Here is a 17,076-nt window from a genome sequence, read left to right on the forward strand (position 1 = left end):
AGGTTCCGGGCAGCCCTCCCGGCTTCCCGGCGCACGGCCACGGTCACTTGATCGTGATCGAGATCGTCCGCGCCTCCCCCACGAAGTCCGGGGTGCTGGGCAGGGCCTCGAGCTTGTACGAGCCCTTGGCCAGCTTCTTGCCCTTCAGGCGCCCGGAGAACCGGACGGTGTTCTCGCCCTTGGTGTCCTGGTGGTTGAACGAGCCGTACTCGACGGGGCGGGTGCAGCGGTCCTTCTTCGCCACGGCCTTGCCCTTCTTCGGCGCGAGGCAGTCGTCGCCGACCTTGCGGCCCGGCTTCGGCTGGTAGACGGTGAACGTCGTCAGGGACGGCGCGCTGACGTCCCACGAGAGCGTCGTGCCGGTCTTCTTCGACCCCGAGGCCGGGTTCGTGCCGCCGCTCGTGGCCGCCTTGAACGACCGCGGGGTCGCGGCGAGGTCGTCGAGGATCACGCCGTCCGAGCTGCCGTCGTCGAAGGTCAGCGTGACGCTCGGGTCGTCGGTCGACGAGACGATCTGCGTGTCCGTCGCCGTGGCGATCGTGCCGGAGGAGCCGGCCCCGCCGCCGCCACCGGCGACGCCGCCACCACTGCCGTTCAGGCCGCCGGCACCGCCGAAGAGGCCCGCCCCGCCGCCGCCACCGGCGCCCGAGTCGACCTTCAGCGCCGTGTCGTTCGCGGCGCCGCCGAGTCCGAGCGCGCCGACCGGGGCGCCGACGCCGCCGGGAGCGGTCGGCGTGGCGCCGAACCCGCCGGAGCCGCCGGTCGCCCCGACGCCCGCCAGCCCGTTGCCGCCGGTCGCGGCGGAGGCGTCGCCGCCGGACCCGCCGGCGTTGCCCCCGCCGGACCCGCCGCCGCCCGCGGCGACCACGATCCGGGAGCCGAGCGACCCGGCCGCGGCCCGCTCGACGGTCCGCAGGTCGGAGGCGCCGCCGCCCCCGCCGCCCGCGCCGCCCGCGTTCGAGTCGACGCCGAGGACGTTCCCGCCCTTCGCGCCGCCGTTGAAGCCGCCCGCGCCGCCGGTCGACCGCGCGCCGTCGCCGCCGCGCCCGCCGACCTCGACGAACAACTGCTGCCCCGGGACCACCAGGACGTCGGAGGTGACCTGGGCGGCCGCGCTGCCGAGCGTGCCGGCGACGATGCCCCGGGCGCCGGCGCCGCCGCGGCCGCCGATCGCGACGACATGGAGTGAGGTGACGCCCTCGGGGACGACGAACGTCTGCTCAGCACCGGTCGAGGTGAACGTGGCCGAAGCCGCATCGGCGGACGGGACGGCCACGGCGGCGGCGAGCGCGGCGGCAGCGAGGGTGGAGGTGAGGATCGTGCGGTGCGACATGGTGGGCTCCTGAGGGGCTCGGTGGGTTGGTGGAACGCACCCTGCTGGGGAGCCCATGAAGCGGACGTGAAGTGGAGGGAGGACCTTCGCGGAGCCGGGACGGTGGCCCGCGATGGGGCCGCGACCGCGGACGGCCTCGCCGGTACGCGTCACCGATCACCCACCTGCCGGGTCCCGTTTCGGGAACGCGACGCCCTGCTGCGCCCTCAGGCGGCCGGCGTGACGTCCGTGAACGTCGCCACGACCGTGCACGGCACGTCGTGGGTACCCGGCATCCGCCGGGTGGTGATCCGCAGCCACCGGACGTCGCCGAGGATGCCCGCGAACCCGACCAGGGCGTCGCGCACCGGGATGCCGGTGGTGCGGGTCACCTCGACGGGGAGCTCGTGGGCCTCCAGAGGGGTGCCGTCCTCCCGGATGGCGCCCCACTGGACGGCGCCGACGGGTCGCTCCTCGGTCATCAGCTCCGCCAGGTCGGCGAGGAGCTTCCGGGACAGGCGGTTGGCGTAGACGAGCTCGCCGGCGACGCCATGGACGCTGACCGCGACGCCGAGCGCGTCGAGGACCGCGAGCGCCTCGTGGTGCTCGAGCGGCGGTCGCGCGTCGGTGGTGTCGGTCGCGGGTCCCATGTCGCGTCGGAGGATCGACGACGGAGCACGGGCGGTCAAGCCGATGCGACGGGTGGACACCTGGGAGCTGCGTGGCCGGCTTCCGGAGGACTCACGGGCGGCGGGGGTACGGCGGGCGGAACGGGCCGGCCGGCGGTGTGGCGAGCGGCGCGGCGCGGTGGACGCGGCGCGGTGGACGCGGCGCGGCGGCAGGCGGTGCCTGCGGGGTGGTCGCTAGTGCGCGACGACGAAGACCGGGGCGCTGCGGCGGGCGGCCTTCGGGGCGGCCGGAGCGGCGGCGCGGACCTGGCCGCGGTGGTTCGCGTAGGCCACGGCGCCGAGGAGCGCGACGTTGAGGACGACCCAGGCGGCGAGGAGTACGAGTGCGATGAACATGGGATTGATCCTGCGCTCCACGCCCATCGAAACCGCCTCCGAAAGGTGTCATTTGCCTATCCGTCCAGACACTCTTGACAACAGGCGGATCTATGCATCCCCCTATTGGTGAACGCTGTCTCCCCCACCTCCGCACCGATCGGTGGAGGGCGCCGCTCATCCCCCACGAAACGGTGGATTCTCGCGACCGCGACGGCCCGTCCGGCGCGGTGGTTCCGGGGGTCCGGCGGGCGCCCGGCCACGGCACGTGGTCGCGATTCGGACGCCCCCGGAGGCCAAAGGCCGACCACGTCCCCGGCCCGCCACACGTGGTCGCGATTCGTGCGCGCCCACCGGTCCGGGTCCCGTGGGAGCATCGCCCGGCAGGCGGTCGTCCCGGTCCGCCTGATGACTTTCCGGCCGCCCCGCCGTCACACCGACCATGACCCCCTCCACCGACACCGACCACGACGCCTTCGAGGCGCAGGTGCGCCGCCACACCCGCGAGCTGCGCGTCCACTGCTACCGGATGACGGGCTCCCTCGAGGAGTCCGAGGACCTCGTCCAGGAGACGTTCCTGCGCGCCTGGCGCAAGCGGGAGCAGTACGCGGGACGCGCGTCGCTCCGGGCGTGGCTCTACCGGATCGCGACGAACGCGTGCCTCGACGCGCTCGACAAGCGCCCGCGGACCCCGACGGCGTCGGGCGAGGTCCTGTGGCTGCAGCCGTTCCCGGACGCGCTGCTCGCCGAGCTGCCGTCGGACGACGAGGGCCCGGAGGCCGCGGTCGTCGCGAAGGAGACGTTCGAGCTGACGTTCCTGGTCGCGATCCAGCGCCTCGCGCCCCTGCCGCGCGCCGTCCTGATCCTGCGCGACGTCCTCGATCTCTCCGCCCGCGAGACCGCCGAGGTGCTCGAGACGACGGTCGCGTCGGTGAACTCCGCCCTGCAGCGCGCGCGGGCCGGCCTGCGGGAGCACCTGCCCGAGCCCCGCGCCGCGTGGCGTCCCGACCAGGACCCCGACGCCGCCCAGCGCGACCTCCTCGCGCGCTACGTCGAGGCGTCCGAGCGCGGCGACGTCGAGGCCCTCGCGGCGCTCTCCCACGAGGACCTGCGCTTCTCGATGCCGCCGCAGCCCGACGTCTTCGAGGGCCGCGACGCCGTCATCGGCTGCTGGGTCGACGGCGGCTTCGGCTCCGAGTCCTTCGGCGAGACGCGCTGCGTGCTCACCGGCGCCAACGGCCAGCCGGCGGTCGCCTGCTACGTCCGGACGCCAGGGGCCGACGCGTTCCGCCCGCTGGCCGTCGACGTCCTGCGCTTCGAGGACGGCCTGGTCCGCGAGGTCGTCACGTTCGACGGGTCCCTCTTCCCGAACTTCGGGCTGCCGGCGACGGTGTAGGGCGCGGCGCTGCCGGCGGGGCCGGGCGCGTCCGGCGGACGCCGGGCCGTCGTCGGCCCGGCGCGTCGTCGCCCCTACCGCTTGCCGTTGTGCGCCTTGTAGGTGACGCGCTTCCACTTCGACGCGTTGCCGGCCAGGTCGATCGCCCGGACCCACTTCGCGGCGGACGGCTCGACCCGGAACGAGCGGCTGTTCCTCAGCTTCAGCACCTTGGCCTTCTTGGCGCTCTTCTTCGCCGAGTACTGGATGCGCTGGACGCCGGAGCCCGTGTCCTTCGCCGCGACGCGGGCGGTCGCGACCTTCGTCGCGGCGCGCGAGTTGACCGTCGCCGCCGTCACGGTCGGGGCGGTCGTGTCGAGGAGGATGTCGTCGGAGTACGTCTGGTCCGCGTCGATCCCGGGACCGACGAACCGGACGTAGACGACGCGGGCGCGCCGCTGGCTGCCGCGCGCGTCGAGCGTCCACGCGTACGTGTCGTTCGCGGCGACCGGGACCTGCGTCGGCGCGTCGAACGAGCCGTCGTTGCTGATGAGGACCGCGGTGGCGCCCGAGGGCTTGCGGATCCTGAGCGACACGGCCGTGGTGTTCGTGGCCTCGGCGCCGTTGTTGATCGTCACGCCGGTGCGGGTGCCGGTCGGCGGGGTCGTCGTTCCGGACGGGGTGACCGCGGTGCTCTGCGCGGTCGCGCCGCCGGCGGGGTTGCTCGCCGTCACCGCGCAGGTGATGGAGCGGCCGGCGTCGGCGGCGACCAGCGGGTACGTGTCGCCGGTCGCGACCTGGCTGCCGTCGCGCCGCCAGCTGTAGGCGTAGGTCGTCGGGAACCAGGCCCAGTCGCCGCGGGTGCAGGTCAGGGTCTGGCCGATCTGGGCGGTGCCCTGGATCTGCGGGACGCCCGTGTTGACCGGGGTGTTCCAGGTCGACGAGGCCGGCGCGCTCGAGGCGACGGTGGAGCCGGACGCGTTGACCGCCGTGACCTCGCAGACGAGCTGGCTCCCGACGTCCGCGCCGGAGATCCCGTAGACGTCGCCCGTCCCGACGACCGTGCCGTTGCGGAGCCAGCGCTTGTCGTAGCGCGTCGGGGAGTTCGTCCACGTGCCCGGGGTGCACGTCACGACGGCGCCGGGGTTGCGGTCGCCCACGATCGTCGGCGCGGCGGTGTTCGCCGGGGTCTGACCGGCCGGCGGACCGCCGGTGGTCCCGTTCGCCGTCGCGGTCCAGAACGTGTAGCCGTACGGGTTCCAGCGCTGGACGCGCTCGTTGCCGCTGTCGGCGATGAACAGGTTGCCCGCCTTCTCCGTCCCGTCCTGGCCGGCGATGTCGAACGCCTGCGGGGTGTTCAGCTGCCCGGCCGCGGTGCCGGTGCTGCCCAGCACGCGGAACTCGCCGCCGGCCGAGTCGTAGAGGTGGATCTTGCTGTCCGTCACGTCCCCGACGGTGAGGACGCCGAACTCGTCGACGAAGAGGTCCGACGGCGTGTAGCCGTACGTGCGGGTCGCGTCGGGGCCGGCGGCGAGGTTCGTGGGCGCGAACGAGGCGACGGCCTTCGCGTCGGGCAGCCCGACGTAGACGGCGCGCGTGTTCGCGGGGCCCGTGAGGTAGCGCGGCGACGTGATGCGGCCCGGGCGGGACGTCGTCGTCGTGGTCTCCGCGACCGCCAGCGTCGCGGACGCCGGATCCAGCTTCAGCACCTGGTTGGCGCACGGATGGGCGACGTAGAGCGCGACCGGGGTGGTCGACGCGCCGTCGACGCGGACGTCGAGCCCGCCGTACTTCGTGGCGTCGGGCGTGCCGTTGGTGCAGGCCGAGAGCTGGGTGCCCTTGACGAACGTGCCGCCCTTCGTGAACTCCTGGACCCGGCGGTTCGTGTCGAGGACGAAGACGTGGCCGTCGGTCCCGGGCGCGACGCCGATCGCGACGATGCCGCCGAGCTGGCCCGCGCCGCTGCCGGGCGTCCCCCAGGCCGGCAGGCCCGTGGTCGTCCCGTCGACGGCGATGCGCTGGATCCCCCCGGTGGCCGCGTAACCGACGTACGAGGTGCCGTCCGAGCCGGTGCCGATGGCGGACGGACCGACCGCCATGGCTGAAGCGGCGGTGAGGAGCAGACCCGCTGCGGCGAGCGAGAGCGTCAGGAGGCGACGGGACATGGGGATCCTTGGGCGATGGGAACGTCGACGCACGGTGCGCGGGCGCCGGGGGGAAGCGCGGCGAAGGCCTCGGCCGCCTGAGACTACGCACCGAAACACCCACCCGGCAACGACGAACCAGGGTGATCTCGCATCACCCGTGTGGTGATGTTCCACACGTCCTGTGCACACCTCCACCAATTGCCGGATGGAGGACTCCACCGATGGTGGGAGGCAGGTGGCCCCTGGCGTCCCGGGTCGTGGGACCGACGTCCTCGAACGCCGCCCGCGACGCGCCGGATCCGCGACGCGCGGCCGGGTGCGGGATCATCGGGTCACACGTCGGCCGCTGCTACGTAGAACAGGGAGATGCCGGACGACACCCCCGACGCCGTGCTGCTGGCCAGCCGCGTCCCCGACGACTTCGGGCGCTTCTACCGGCGGCACGTCGGCGCCGTGACGAGCTACGTCGGTCGGCGGACCGAACGGGCGGACGTGGCGTTCGACGTCGTCGCGGAGACCTTCGCCCGCGCGCTCGCCCGGCGCGACCACTTCGACCCGGCGCGCGGGCCGGCGATCGCCTGGCTGCTCACGATCGCCCGGAACCTGATGATCGACGCCGCCCGCCGCGGCCGGGTCGCCGACGAGACCCGCCGGCGCCTGCGGCACGAGCCCGTCGCGCTCGACGACGACGACCTGGCGGCGATCGACCGACGCCGGGACGTCGACCTCGCCGCCGCGCTCGGCGCGCTTCCGGAGGACCAGCGGACCCTGGTGCTGCAACGCGTCCTCGAGGAGCGGTCCTACCCGTCGCTGGCCGCCGACGTCGGCTGCTCGGAGCAGGTCGTCCGCAAGCGGGTCAGCCGGGCGCTCGCCTCGCTGCGCCACCTCGTGAAGGAGCAGCAGTCGTGACCACGGAGCCGGATCCGTTCGACCGCCTCCACGACGCGCTCGTCGCCTCTGCCGCCGCGGCCCCCGGCGCCGAGGTGTCCACCGCGCGGCGTCCGCGGCGCCGGCTGCCCCGGCGGGCGGGCCTCCTCGCGATCGCGGGCGTCCTGGTCGCCGGCAGCGCCGTGGCGGCCACGACGCCGTGGAACCCGGAGGTCGGGTCGAAGGGCGGCGGACCGGAGGGCCGGCGGACGCTGTCGAGGACCCACGTGCCAGCGGCGCAGGTCGCCGCGCTCGGCGTGCTCCGGCGCGGGCAGACCGACCGCGACCGCTCGACGCCGACCGAGGACCTCCTGGCCGCGCTCGGGAGCCCCGGGCGCGGTCTGCGTCTCGGGTCCGTCCGCCTCCTGCGCGCCGACGACGGGTCCGCGACGGTCCTGACCTCGGTCGCCCGACTCGGGGACGCCCGGTACGCGCCCCTCATCCGGGATGCGCTGTGCGTCTCGCAGACGACCGGCTTCACGGAGCGCGAGCGGGCGTCGCGGGCCACGGTGACCTCGGCCGGCCGGAAGATCCCCGCACCCGTCCCGATCGGCGGATCGGGCTGCGGCTCGTTCGAGGACCTCCTCCGCGGACGACTGCGCACGGTGACCACCGGGCTCGTGCCCGACGGGGTCGCCCGCGTCGAGGTGAAGCTCACGACCGGCAGGGTCATCTCGGCCCCGGTCGTCGACAACTACTACGTCCTCCCCATCGACGCCTCGAACCCGGGGATGCCCGGCTCGGCGCAGGAGCGCCGCTTCCGGTCGGTCAACGGCCGGCGGATCGACTGGGTCGCCCCCGACGGGGAGGTCGTCCGGAAGAACGACATCGCGCGGACGCTGCGCCTCGCCCGCGGCAGCTGACCCGCGCCGCGTGCGCCGGGTCGGGGCGCGTGGGAGCGCGTCACGGGACGCCCGAGCCTCCATGTCCCCAGCGTCACGGCCCGGTCGTCGCCCGTCGTGCGGGTCCCGTGGTGGTCCGGCGCGCGGTCAGCCCGCGTCGGTGCGGTACCGCGACAGCACCACCCCGGAGCGGAACGTCCGGACCTCGACCGGGCGGAGCTCCGGCACGGTCGTCCGGTCCTCGAACAGGCGGCGGCCGCGGCCCTCGACGTGGGGGTACGTGAAGAGGCGGTACTCGTCGACGAGCCCGGAGTCGATCAGCGCGTGCGCCAGCCGGACGCTGCCGGTCAGCACGATGTCCCGGCCCGCGGCGGCCTTCAGCGCCCGGACCTCCTCCTCGACCGGCCCGCGGAGGATCGTGGTGCCGTCCCATCCGGGATCGTCGAGGGTGCCCGACACGACGTACTTCGCCACGCGGTCCAGGTGGTCGGTGACGCCGGTGGCGTCGTCCTGCTGCTTCGGCCAGAAGCCGCGCATCTCCTCGAACGTGACGCGCCCCACGAGGAACGCGTCGGAGGCGTCGGCCTGCGCCATCAGCGCCGCGTTGAGGTCCTCGTGGTCGTCGCCCGGTCCGGCCGGCCCGAACCAGCCCGTGTCGTTGGAGACGACGCCGTCGAGGGTGATGTTCTGGGTGATGATGAGATCGCGCACGGTTTGTCCTCCCGTCTCGTTTCCCCTGCGACCCGCCGGGGGCGGCAGACTCATCGGTCTCGGACGGCTCAGGCCGGAACGTCCGCGCCGCGGATGTCCCGCGCGATCCGCTCGGCGATCGCGACGGTGGTGAGGTGCGTGTTGGCGCGGGGCACGTCGGGCATGACCGAGGCGTCGGCGACGCGCAGCCCGGTGGTCCCGAGGACCCGGCCGCGAACGTCGACGACCGCGCGGGGATCGTCCGGCGCGCCCATGCGGCAGGTCCCGACCGGGTGCACGTAGTTCGTGACCGCGGCGCGGAGGAAGCCGTCGACGTCGGTGAGCGACGCGAGCGGCTCCTCCCCGGCGAGGGCGACGTCGCAGATGGCGCTGATGGCCGGCTGCTGCACGAGGTCGCGCGCGCGGAGGACGCCGTCGCGGAGCCGCTCCAGGTCGCGCGGGTCCGACAGCATGCGGAGCTCGACGACGGGGTCCGCGTGCGGGTCGTCGGAGGTCAGCGACACCCGACCGCGCGAGAAGACCTGGGTGGCGGCGACGTAGAGGCCGCCGACGCCGGCGGTCTCGGGCTCCAGGCCGACCATCCCGAGCGGCAGCATCTGCATGTCGGCCTCGCCGGCCCCGGCGAGGCCCGAGCTGTAGCGCAGGAGCCCGCCCACGACCGGCCCCGTGGGATCGGCGCGACCGGCGTCGTTCAGCACCAGGACGATCGGCGCGGCCGGGTGGTCGATCAGGTTCTCGCCGACGGGGAGGTGCTCGCCAAGGCCCGATCGCAGCAGGATCGCGGGCGTGTGCATCGTGCCGGCGCAGACGACGACCTCGTCGGCGTGGAGCTCCTCGCCGTCGGCGAGTCGGACGCCGAGCGCCCGTCCGTCGTCGAGCAGGATCCGGTCGACGGGCGCCTCCCCGCGGATCTCGAGGTTCGGGCGTGTGCGCGCAGGGTCCAGGTAGACGTCGTTGGTGCTCCGCCGCCCGTGGTCGTCGATCGTCAGCGCCGCGGGACTGAAGCCGATCGCGCCCGGGGCGTCGTGGTCGGGCGCGAAGCCGTACCCGAGGGCGGCCGAGGCGTCCCGCACGGCGCGGTCCAGCGGGTGCCACCGGTCGTCCGGGAGCCGCGTCTTCGGCACCGTGACGTCCTCGACGGCGTCGAACTCCCGCGCCATCGACTCCGGTCCCCACCCCTGGCACCCGAGCTCGGACTCCCACCGCGCGTAGTCCTCCGGCAGCCCGCGGATCGCGACCAGCGCGTTGACCGCGGAGCTCCCGCCGACGCCGCGGCCGCGCAGGTACGGCATCGGCTCCTGGCCGTCGGCGTGCACGGCCGTGAGCGTCGGCCACACCCGGCCGGGCTCGCCGCACGCCGCCCAGAAGTTCACGCCGGCGACCCCGGCGGGCGTCCCGGCCCCGTCGTGGTCGGGCCCGGCCTCGAGCAGCAGGACCGAGGCGTCCGGATCCTCCGAGAGCCGCGCCGCGACGGCGGCGCCCCCGGATCCGGCACCGACGACGATGAAGTGACGACCCATGACCCAGCCTAGTTCGGTGGCGGCGACGGGCGCCATCGTCCGGGCGGCGGGGATCCGTCTCCCGGTCGGGCAGGACGTCGACGTCGCCACCATCGTTCTCCGGCAGGAGCCGCCGGGACGATCGGACGGGCCGAGGCGAGCAGGCCGTGGCCCGATGCCGAGACGTCCTCGAAGGGCGTTACGGTCGTCGCATGTCATCCACGAGCGCGCGTCGCGCCCTTCCCGCTCTCCTCATCACCGCCGGACTGGCCGTCGCCGGCTGCGGCAGCGACAGCGGCGGGGTGACGAGGCGACGTACGTGAAGACGTACGAGGCGTCCTGCAAGAAGATCGTCGACGCCACGAAGGAGCTCACGACCTCGTCGTCGAGCCTGGCCGCGCAGGCCGGCAGCGATCCCGAGAAGGCGGTCACGGCGTTCAAGGACGCGGCCACCAAGCTGTTCGACACGTTCGGTTCGGAGCTGAAGACGCTCGCCGACGCGAAGGCACCGGACAAGTTCGCCGACTTCCAGGACTCGATCAAGGACTCGAGCGACAAGACCGACGACGCGATCGCGAAGGCCAAGAGCGAGGTCTCGAACATCAAGTCGCTGCAGGACATCTCGGGCCTCGGCGAGAAGCTCGACGGGATCAACATCGACGGCGGCAAGGATCTGCCGAAGGAGCTCGCCGAGAAGGCGCCGTCGTGCGCCACGCTGGACCGCCAGTAGACGCGCACTCCGAGGTCCCGGCAGTCGATCGGTATGCCGGACGCCGTCCCTAGAGGGCGAGGTGGAGGCGGAGGGCCTCGTCGATCTCGCCCATCACGTCTGCCGGGAGGTGGGCCAACGTCGGCCCGAGACGGTCGACGGAGATCGAACGGACCTGCTCGGCCTGCGCCTTCGAGTCCACTCGGAGGCCCGAGCGCTCTACAGGAAGCAGCACCTGGAACGGGTAGATCCGGCGGACGTTGCTCGTGACCGGCACGACCGTCACCACCCCGCGCCCCAGTCGGGCAGCGGTCGCGTTCGCGCGGTCGTTGCTGACGAGGACGACGGGGCGACGCTTGTCCGCCTCGCTGGATCGAGCCGGATCGAGGTTCGCGAGTCGGACCTCACCCCGCCGCATCGCCGACCCCGTCACCGGTGGACGATTCCCAGACCGCGCGCTCGCCGGAGGACTCCCAGTCGTCCCACGCGTCCGCGTAGTCCTGCTCGAGCTCCGCCGTTCGGAGGAGCCGGATCGCGTGCTGGACCGCAGCGGAGCGTGAAGGCAACCCTGAGGTCCGGGCGAACCGATCGAGCTCGGCGACGTCGTCGGCGGAGAGGCTGACACTGACCTTCATACCGTCGATGCTACTCGAGTAGCAACGGCTGACAGCCCCGTCCGCAAGCCCTCGTCGGTGGAGTCCGACACGAGCTCGACCGCGAACGCGTTCCGTCCCGCAACGGAATGCTGGCCGGACGCCGCGAGGCCGCGGCCGGCCCACGCTCCCGGCCAGCCGATGCGTCCGGATTCGATCGTCTATCGGGCAGCCGGCGGACGAGCCGTGGTTCCAGCGGAACAGGCGTTCGAGGTGAACACTCAATCCTGGTAGTCCTCGAACTCCCAGGCCGCGAAGCGCCCGACGCGCTCCGCGACCGCCTGCCACGTCCCGGCGGTACAGGCATTGACGCGTGTCTCGAGGTACTGCCGGACGTCACCGAAGGACGTTCCCGGTGACACCAGCACGTGATGCCGCAAGCCGATCGGGCGATCGTCGGCCCGATCGGCCAGCCACGCCAGATTGCAGACAGTGACGGCGAACAGGTCCGCGCCATCTTCGTCATCCGCGGGTCCTACGGACAGCTCCAGCAAGATCGAAGTCGGCTCCGACGGGCACAGCCAGCAGTCGAGATCCTCGACGTCCGGGCTATCGACGGCCGAGCTCCGGGGAGCGATAGGCACCGACCAACTATCTCGCTTCTCGCCGTCACGCCGGTCCATCGTCGTCTCAGCGACGATCGTCTGCGGGGACCCCGGCCGCCAGGTGCATCCCACTGCGGTACCGTTTTGGGATGAGCAAGCAGGTCGCGGTCCGCCTTCCCGACGAGCTCGTCGCATTCGTCGATGGCCTGATCGCCGACGGCGACGCCCCGAGCCGCGCGTTCGTCGTCACCCGTGCCCTGGAGCGCGAACGGCGGCGGGCTGTCGCCGCCCGGGACGCCGAAATCCTCGCCCGCGCTGAGCCCGACACCGACATGGACGCCCTCGCCGAACATGCGTCGTCGATCGGGATCGACCTCGAGTAGTGCGGCCGATCCACCTCGCTGATCTCGACCGGACCCGGCCGGTCCTTGTCCTCACCCGGGAGCTCGTCCGCCCGCACCTCACACGAGTGACCGTCGCGCCGATCACCACCACCATCCGCGGCCTGTCCACCGAGCTCCCGGTCGGCCCCGCCAACGGTCTCGACACCGCGAGCGTCGTCAACTGCGACAACATCGCGACGATCCCGGCCGCAACACTGGGCCGCCAGATCGGCCTCCTCCTCGCCGACCAAGAGCTCGAGCTCACGGCAGCGATCCGAGCAGCCTTCGATCTCGACTGACGTCGTCCCACAGCCGATCGTCTGGCGGGACGCCGGCGCACGCCGTGGGCACCGCGACGCCCCGCGAGGTGATCGCTGGGATCCACCGCAGCTATTGACACCAAAGATGTCTACTTGGCATGATTGCTGTCATGTCCAGTGCGGTTGACCTCTACGCGGTGTTGCGCCTGGTGCGGCCGCTGCACCAGTACGCGGCCAAGGCGGTGGCCGATCAGCTCGCCGACGAGCAGATCACGATGGCGATGCGGGCGGTCCTCGAGCGTCTGCGGGACGGTGGGCCGCAGCCGGTCCCGCAGCTCGCGCGGTCGTTGTGGCTGGACCGACAGCCCGTCCAGCGCGTCGTCGATCTCGCACGGGAGCTGGAACTCGTGGAGACCCGGGAGAACCCGGCCCACCAGCGGTCCCCGCTGATCGTGCTGACCGACGCCGGCCGAGCCGCGTTCGCGCGGATCCACGATGCCGAGCTGCAGAACCTCACCGCGCTGGCCGACACGCTGGATCCCGCGGAGGTCGCCTCCGCGGTCCGCGTGATCGAAGCGTTGACCGAGCACCTGCGCGAGGAGGCCTCGCGCGGAGCCCCCGACCACGGCTGGTCCGTCCCCGGACCACGACCCGGCGAGGAGATCCGATGAGCACGCACACCCTGAACGTCCCCGACGGACACCTCGCCTACGCTCGCGAGGGCTCCGGACCGCCGATCGTGCTGCTGCACGGCGGCGCGCTGGACCACCACCTCTGGGACCCGCAGGTCCCCGCGCTGGCCCCCCGGTTCACGGTCGTGCGTCCCGACCTGCGCGGACACGGACGCTCGTCGACGCCGACCACGCCGTTTCGTCACTGCGACGACGTCGCCGCCCTGATCCGGCAGATCGACCTCGGCCCGGCGATCGTCGTCGGGCTCTCGCTCGGCGCCGGGACCGCGACGGACCTCGCCCTCGAGCACCCCGGGCTGGTCGGCCGGCTGGTCCTCAGCGGCGCCGGCGGCGACAGCGCCCCGCAGTTCCGCGACCCGTGGCTGGTCGCCACCGTCGCCGAGTGGAACCGCGCCGCGGAGGCCGCGGACGCAGAGGCCTGGGTCGACGTCTTCCTCCGGATCGGCGCCGGACCGCACCGCACGCCCGCCGACCTCGATCCCGCAGTCGTCGACTACCTGCGCCGGACCGCGATGCAGACCGTGATCGACCACGTCCGCCCCGACGCCGTGGCCCCCACCGCCCTGCCGGGTGCCATCGACCGGCTCGCCGAGATCGACGTGCCGGTCCGCTCGATCGACGGGGAACTGGACGCCGCCGACCACCTGCGGCTCCCTCGTGAGGTGACCACCGCCGTCACCGACGGCGCCAGCACGACCGTGCCCGACAGCGCGCACTACCCCAACCTCGAACGACCCGACCACTTCAACGAGACGCTCTTGGCCTTCGGGCTCAGCACCGCACCCGAATGACCGGAACGGATCGCTTGGGGTCCTCGGTGCCCGTGCGCAATGCCGTCCTTGTCCCGGTCCGGTGCGATGGAGGGCCGTGGCCGGCGGGCGATAGCGTCGGGGGATGCCCGAGTTTCAGCGACGGTCGTGTGCGTATGGGGAGAACGCCGTGCAGCGACCGGCGGCGCTGGTCTGGAGTGCGGGTGACGATCCGTTGGCGATCGACAGGTTCGAGCTGGTCGACGGGGCGGCGCCCAGCTTCAACAACCTGATCGAGGTCGACCGGCAGCTGCAGACGCTCACCCACATCGCCGCCGCGCGCGACGTCGCCGGTCTCCCGGTCGGTGCGGTGGCGGTGGGGACCAAGCACGGCAACGCGTGCGGTGTCGGGATCGACGCCTCGCCCGTGCGGGCGGTGCAGCGGATGCTCGAGGGTGATCCGCGCGCGATCTTCGGCGGCTCGGTGATGCTGAACGTCGTGGTCGACGAGCAGCTCGCCTCGGTCCTCACCGATCACGCGACCGAGACCAGGCGCCTGCTGGACGTCGTCGTCGCACCGTCGTTCACGGATAAAGCGGTCGAACTGCTCGCACGCAAGCACGGGAAGTGCCGGCTGCTGGCCAACCGCGCGCTCGGGTCGCTCGATCGCGGATCGGTGGACGACGCGACCCGGACGCGGTACGTCCGCGGCGGGCACCTCGAGCAGCCCAACTACACGTTCGTCCTCGATCTCGACGCGCCGGACGTCGAGCGTTCCGGGACGCTCACGGATCAGCACGCCGAGGACCTGTTGCTGGCCTGGGCGATCGGGAGCACCAGCAACTCCAACACCGTCACGCTGGTCCGGGACGGTCAGCTGCTGGGCAACGGTGTCGGGCAACAGGACCGGGTCGGCTGCTGCACCCTCGCGGTGCAGCGCGCGACGACGGCCGGTCACCGGACGGAGGGGTGCGTCGCGTACTCCGACAGCTACTTCCCGTTCCCCGACGGTCCGGAGGTGTTGATCGACGCGGGGGTCTCTGTGGTGTTCTCCACCACCGGATCGGTCCGCGACGAGCTCGTCCGCCAGACCTTCGCCGACGCGAACGTCGCGGTCCGCCAGCTCCCCGACGCCCTCGCGCGGGGATTCTTCGGCCACTGACTCGGCCGCGCGGCGATCGGCGGGCCCCGACTGACGATCGTCTACTGGTGCACCAGCGTCGTTCCGCGGACGGGTTCGGGCGGCAACGGCGTCGCGTCGTCTCTATCGGGGGGGTAGTCAGTAGGAGATGTCCGGGGCGCGGAGGACAGCGCTCTCGACGGGGTCGTTGGGAACCGGGGTCACGGATGCGGTGCGGACGCCACCCGTTCCGGTCCAGGTCACGGTGTCCGCGTTGAGCTCCAGGTGGGCGGGGTCGAGTCCGTAGAGCGCGCCCGTGGGAATCGTGTCGAGCACGCGCGCGCCGCGCGAGTCTGCGAGCCAGACGTCGATCGTTGCGGTTCCGCGACCCGTCTGGGGGACCGGGGCGCCGAACCACGCCACGGCACCCGGGATCAGCCGGGCGGTGATCTTCGGCGCCGGAGGATCGGGCGTACTGGTGGTCTGCGCCGGGGCGGTGTCGGGTGCACCGAGGGCGATGCCCGGGGCGTACGAGAGGACGTTGGGGCGACCAGCGGGGTTGACGGCGGTGGTGTAGCTGCGGGCCTGGGGACTCGAACTGGAGGAGGCTTCCTGGAGCACGGTCGTGCCGGCGGTGCGCGCTGCGAAGTACACGTTGCTCTGGCCGTAGTCGTGCAGCGTCCCGAAGCCGTTCGTCGTCTCGACTGCGGTGTAGTCGCCGATCGTCCGGTCGCACACGACCGTCGTGCCGACGTAGTCGGAGGCGAAGGCGTGCTCCGGGTATTCCACGAGTGACAGCGAGGTGACCGTCGCGGACCCGACCGTTCGCGGAAACGCGCCCTGCGGGGAGGGGCACCGGCCGGGTGTCGGGCGCCCGTGCCGCAGGAAGGTCCGTGCTCCGCCGACCTGCAGGTGCGTGGCGTCGATGATGCGGAGATCGCGTGCCCGCGTAGTCGCGCTGCGCGAGATCCGCAACAGGCGCTGCGGGGTCTGGGTGCGGGGCCAGAGCCAGACCCCCAGGCGCCGGCCTTCGCGCGCCATCCACGCGGCGTCGCCGGCGTCCGACACAGCGATTCGACCGGATTCAGAGGCCCGATGGGTGCTCGTCGGCACCCCGGTGCGGCGCACGCCGATCAGACGGCTTCGACGCTTCTCGCCGACGACGAGCAAGCCGCGGCGTCCGGGTTGCCAGACGCGAAGCGCGATGAACGACCCCGATGCAGAGAGTCCAACAACCCGAGAGCGACCGGTCGCCCCCGGCACGGCCGCAACGGGTTTGGCGTCGTCGCACACCGTGGCGGTGACGATGCGCCCCGACGAGCTGCGGCGCGTCACCACTCGCAGCCCGCGCCGTGCCAGCCCGGTCGGGCGCCCCACGTTCCGCGGCGTCGTGTCGTCCCCGTTCTCGTCGGGATCCTCGAACCCGCTTGCGTACCCGGAGGTCGCCGGCAGCTGCTCGAGCCGGGGCGCGCACCTCGACGAGACCGGGGACGGCGCCGCAACGACCGCTTCCGGCGTCGCAGCCACGGACGACACCGTCCCGACGAAGACAACCACAAGGGCCCGCACACGCCGCACGCTCATCTGGCGACCGTAGCGCGACACACCGCAGCGGGCTCCGATTTGCGCGACCGACGCGCGATGCAAGCGTCTCGTTAGAGGAACGGCAGCCGGACGCGATCGGAACGGGGCGGTGAGCGCCCAACGGCCACCCGTTCCGCCCCGCAGACGATCGGCTATCGGGTCGAGCGTTGCCGCGTGGGGATCGGGGCTGGGAACGTGCCGCCGTCGGGGTCTGCTGAGGACCTTCCGTGGCGCCCGCCGTCAGTCGATCTGCGCGGGCTTCTCGCGCAATAGGGTGTTCTGTCCCGCGGCCAGCCACCAGCGTCCGTCGCGACGGACGAGGACGTAGAGCGCCATCTCGTCGAAGCCCGGTGCGGCCGACGGGTCGAGCGACACGCGACGAACGAGCCCGACGGCGAGGTCCGCGGCCGGCGCCTGCACCCGTACGACCTCGTAGCGAGACCGGCCGCCGTGACCCCGGGCCTGCATCTCACGATGGATCGGGTGCACCGTGGCGTAGCCCTCGACGACCGCCGACACGGCCCCCGACCGGATCAACCTGGCGCAGACCAACCCGAACTACAT

Annotated in this window: 20 protein-coding genes; 9 read left to right on the plus strand and 11 right to left on the minus strand. The window is 73.0% G+C overall.

The features are described 5' to 3' along the window. Positions 1-43: 43 nt before the first annotated feature. From PATMI_RS36315 to PATMI_RS36320, 3 genes are all read right to left on the minus strand, one after another. Entirely contained in the window at positions 44-1,333 is a 1,290-nt protein-coding gene (locus PATMI_RS36315; RefSeq protein ID WP_051470905.1) for a hypothetical protein, read from the minus strand. 206 nt (positions 1,334-1,539) lie between these two features. Then, the gene (locus PATMI_RS0100995) at positions 1,540-1,962 is read right to left on the minus strand and encodes a hypothetical protein (RefSeq protein WP_026909507.1); all 423 of its coding nucleotides are present in this window, start codon (positions 1,960-1,962) and stop codon (positions 1,540-1,542) included. A gap of 213 nt (positions 1,963-2,175) precedes the next feature. Then, positions 2,176-2,337, minus strand: coding sequence for a hypothetical protein (locus PATMI_RS36320; protein WP_157260552.1), 162 nt, complete (start codon positions 2,335-2,337; stop codon positions 2,176-2,178). 421 nt (positions 2,338-2,758) lie between these two features. Between PATMI_RS36320 and PATMI_RS0101005 the strand changes: the two genes are divergently transcribed. Further along, on the plus strand, positions 2,759-3,712 hold the full coding sequence (locus PATMI_RS0101005; RefSeq protein ID WP_026909508.1) for an RNA polymerase subunit sigma-70: 954 nt from the start codon (positions 2,759-2,761) through the stop codon (positions 3,710-3,712). Positions 3,713-3,786: 74 nt separating this feature from the next. On the opposite strand, the gene PATMI_RS0101010 is transcribed toward PATMI_RS0101005, so the two are convergent. Beyond that, entirely contained in the window at positions 3,787-5,856 is a 2,070-nt protein-coding gene (locus tag PATMI_RS0101010; RefSeq protein ID WP_026909509.1) for an NHL repeat-containing protein, read from the minus strand. A 348-nt stretch (positions 5,857-6,204) separates the two neighbouring features. Here PATMI_RS0101010 and PATMI_RS0101015 point away from each other — a divergent pair, with 348 nt between their 5' ends. Continuing rightward, on the plus strand, positions 6,205-6,747 hold the full coding sequence (locus PATMI_RS0101015; protein ID WP_026909510.1) for an RNA polymerase sigma factor: 543 nt from the start codon (positions 6,205-6,207) through the stop codon (positions 6,745-6,747). Beyond that, complete coding sequence (locus PATMI_RS0101020; protein ID WP_026909511.1) at positions 6,744-7,628, plus strand: hypothetical protein; 885 nt, start codon at positions 6,744-6,746, stop codon at positions 7,626-7,628. Before PATMI_RS0101015 ends, PATMI_RS0101020 begins: the two co-directional genes overlap by 4 nt. 126 nt (positions 7,629-7,754) lie before the next feature. Here PATMI_RS0101020 and PATMI_RS0101025 read toward each other — a convergent pair whose 3' ends face one another. Next, positions 7,755-8,318, minus strand: coding sequence for a dihydrofolate reductase family protein (locus PATMI_RS0101025; RefSeq protein WP_026909512.1), 564 nt, complete (start codon positions 8,316-8,318; stop codon positions 7,755-7,757). A 68-nt stretch (positions 8,319-8,386) separates the two neighbouring features. Beyond that, positions 8,387-9,838, minus strand: a complete 1,452-nt coding sequence (locus tag PATMI_RS0101030; RefSeq protein ID WP_026909513.1) for a GMC family oxidoreductase — start codon at positions 9,836-9,838, stop codon at positions 8,387-8,389. Positions 9,839-10,136: 298 nt separating this feature from the next. Here PATMI_RS0101030 and PATMI_RS0101035 point away from each other — a divergent pair, with 298 nt between their 5' ends. After that, positions 10,137-10,547 carry a hypothetical protein gene (locus tag PATMI_RS0101035; protein WP_026909514.1) on the plus strand — a complete coding sequence of 137 codons (411 nt, stop codon included), beginning with the start codon at positions 10,137-10,139 and terminating at the stop codon, positions 10,545-10,547. Between the two features lie 49 nt (positions 10,548-10,596). Here the strand turns inward: PATMI_RS0101035 and PATMI_RS0101040 are convergent, their stop codons facing one another. From PATMI_RS0101040 to PATMI_RS26335, 3 genes are all read right to left on the minus strand, one after another. After that, positions 10,597-10,944 (minus strand): type II toxin-antitoxin system PemK/MazF family toxin, encoded by a 348-nt coding sequence (locus PATMI_RS0101040; protein WP_026909515.1) that lies wholly within the window; start codon positions 10,942-10,944, stop codon positions 10,597-10,599. Beyond that, a complete protein-coding gene (locus PATMI_RS0101045; RefSeq protein WP_026909516.1) occupies positions 10,931-11,161 on the minus strand; it encodes a ribbon-helix-helix domain-containing protein in 231 nt (76 codons plus the stop codon). Before PATMI_RS0101045 ends, PATMI_RS0101040 begins: the two co-directional genes overlap by 14 nt. Positions 11,162-11,400: 239 nt before the next feature. Next, positions 11,401-11,763, minus strand: a complete 363-nt coding sequence (locus tag PATMI_RS26335) for an Imm8 family immunity protein (RefSeq protein WP_169738304.1) — start codon at positions 11,761-11,763, stop codon at positions 11,401-11,403. A gap of 110 nt (positions 11,764-11,873) precedes the next feature. Here PATMI_RS26335 and PATMI_RS0101055 point away from each other — a divergent pair, with 110 nt between their 5' ends. The 5 genes from PATMI_RS0101055 (at position 11,874) to PATMI_RS26345 (ending at position 14,970) form a co-directional block, all read left to right on the plus strand. After that, entirely contained in the window at positions 11,874-12,107 is a 234-nt protein-coding gene (locus tag PATMI_RS0101055) for a hypothetical protein (protein WP_026909517.1), read from the plus strand. Next, the gene (locus PATMI_RS0101060; protein ID WP_026909518.1) at positions 12,107-12,406 is read left to right on the plus strand and encodes a type II toxin-antitoxin system PemK/MazF family toxin; all 300 of its coding nucleotides are present in this window, start codon (positions 12,107-12,109) and stop codon (positions 12,404-12,406) included. The genes PATMI_RS0101055 and PATMI_RS0101060 overlap by 1 nt, the downstream gene beginning before the upstream one ends. Before the next feature lie 131 nt (positions 12,407-12,537). After that, positions 12,538-13,038 carry a MarR family winged helix-turn-helix transcriptional regulator gene (locus PATMI_RS26340; protein ID WP_051470907.1) on the plus strand — a complete coding sequence of 167 codons (501 nt, stop codon included), beginning with the start codon at positions 12,538-12,540 and terminating at the stop codon, positions 13,036-13,038. After that, positions 13,035-13,850, plus strand: coding sequence for an alpha/beta fold hydrolase (locus PATMI_RS0101070; RefSeq protein WP_026909519.1), 816 nt, complete (start codon positions 13,035-13,037; stop codon positions 13,848-13,850). The genes PATMI_RS26340 and PATMI_RS0101070 overlap by 4 nt, the downstream gene beginning before the upstream one ends. Before the next feature lie 103 nt (positions 13,851-13,953). Further along, the gene (locus tag PATMI_RS26345; RefSeq protein WP_084269445.1) at positions 13,954-14,970 is read left to right on the plus strand and encodes a hypothetical protein; all 1,017 of its coding nucleotides are present in this window, start codon (positions 13,954-13,956) and stop codon (positions 14,968-14,970) included. Between the two features lie 117 nt (positions 14,971-15,087). On the opposite strand, the gene PATMI_RS36325 is transcribed toward PATMI_RS26345, so the two are convergent. Next, a complete protein-coding gene (locus PATMI_RS36325; protein ID WP_157260553.1) occupies positions 15,088-16,575 on the minus strand; it encodes a hypothetical protein in 1,488 nt (495 codons plus the stop codon). A 177-nt stretch (positions 16,576-16,752) separates the two neighbouring features. Continuing rightward, positions 16,753-17,031 (minus strand): hypothetical protein, encoded by a 279-nt coding sequence (locus PATMI_RS26350; RefSeq protein ID WP_051470908.1) that lies wholly within the window; start codon positions 17,029-17,031, stop codon positions 16,753-16,755. Positions 17,032-17,076 lie beyond the last annotated feature (45 nt).

The organism is Patulibacter minatonensis DSM 18081 (assembly GCF_000519325.1).
Taxonomy (GTDB): Bacteria; Actinomycetota; Thermoleophilia; order Solirubrobacterales; family Solirubrobacteraceae; genus Patulibacter; species Patulibacter minatonensis.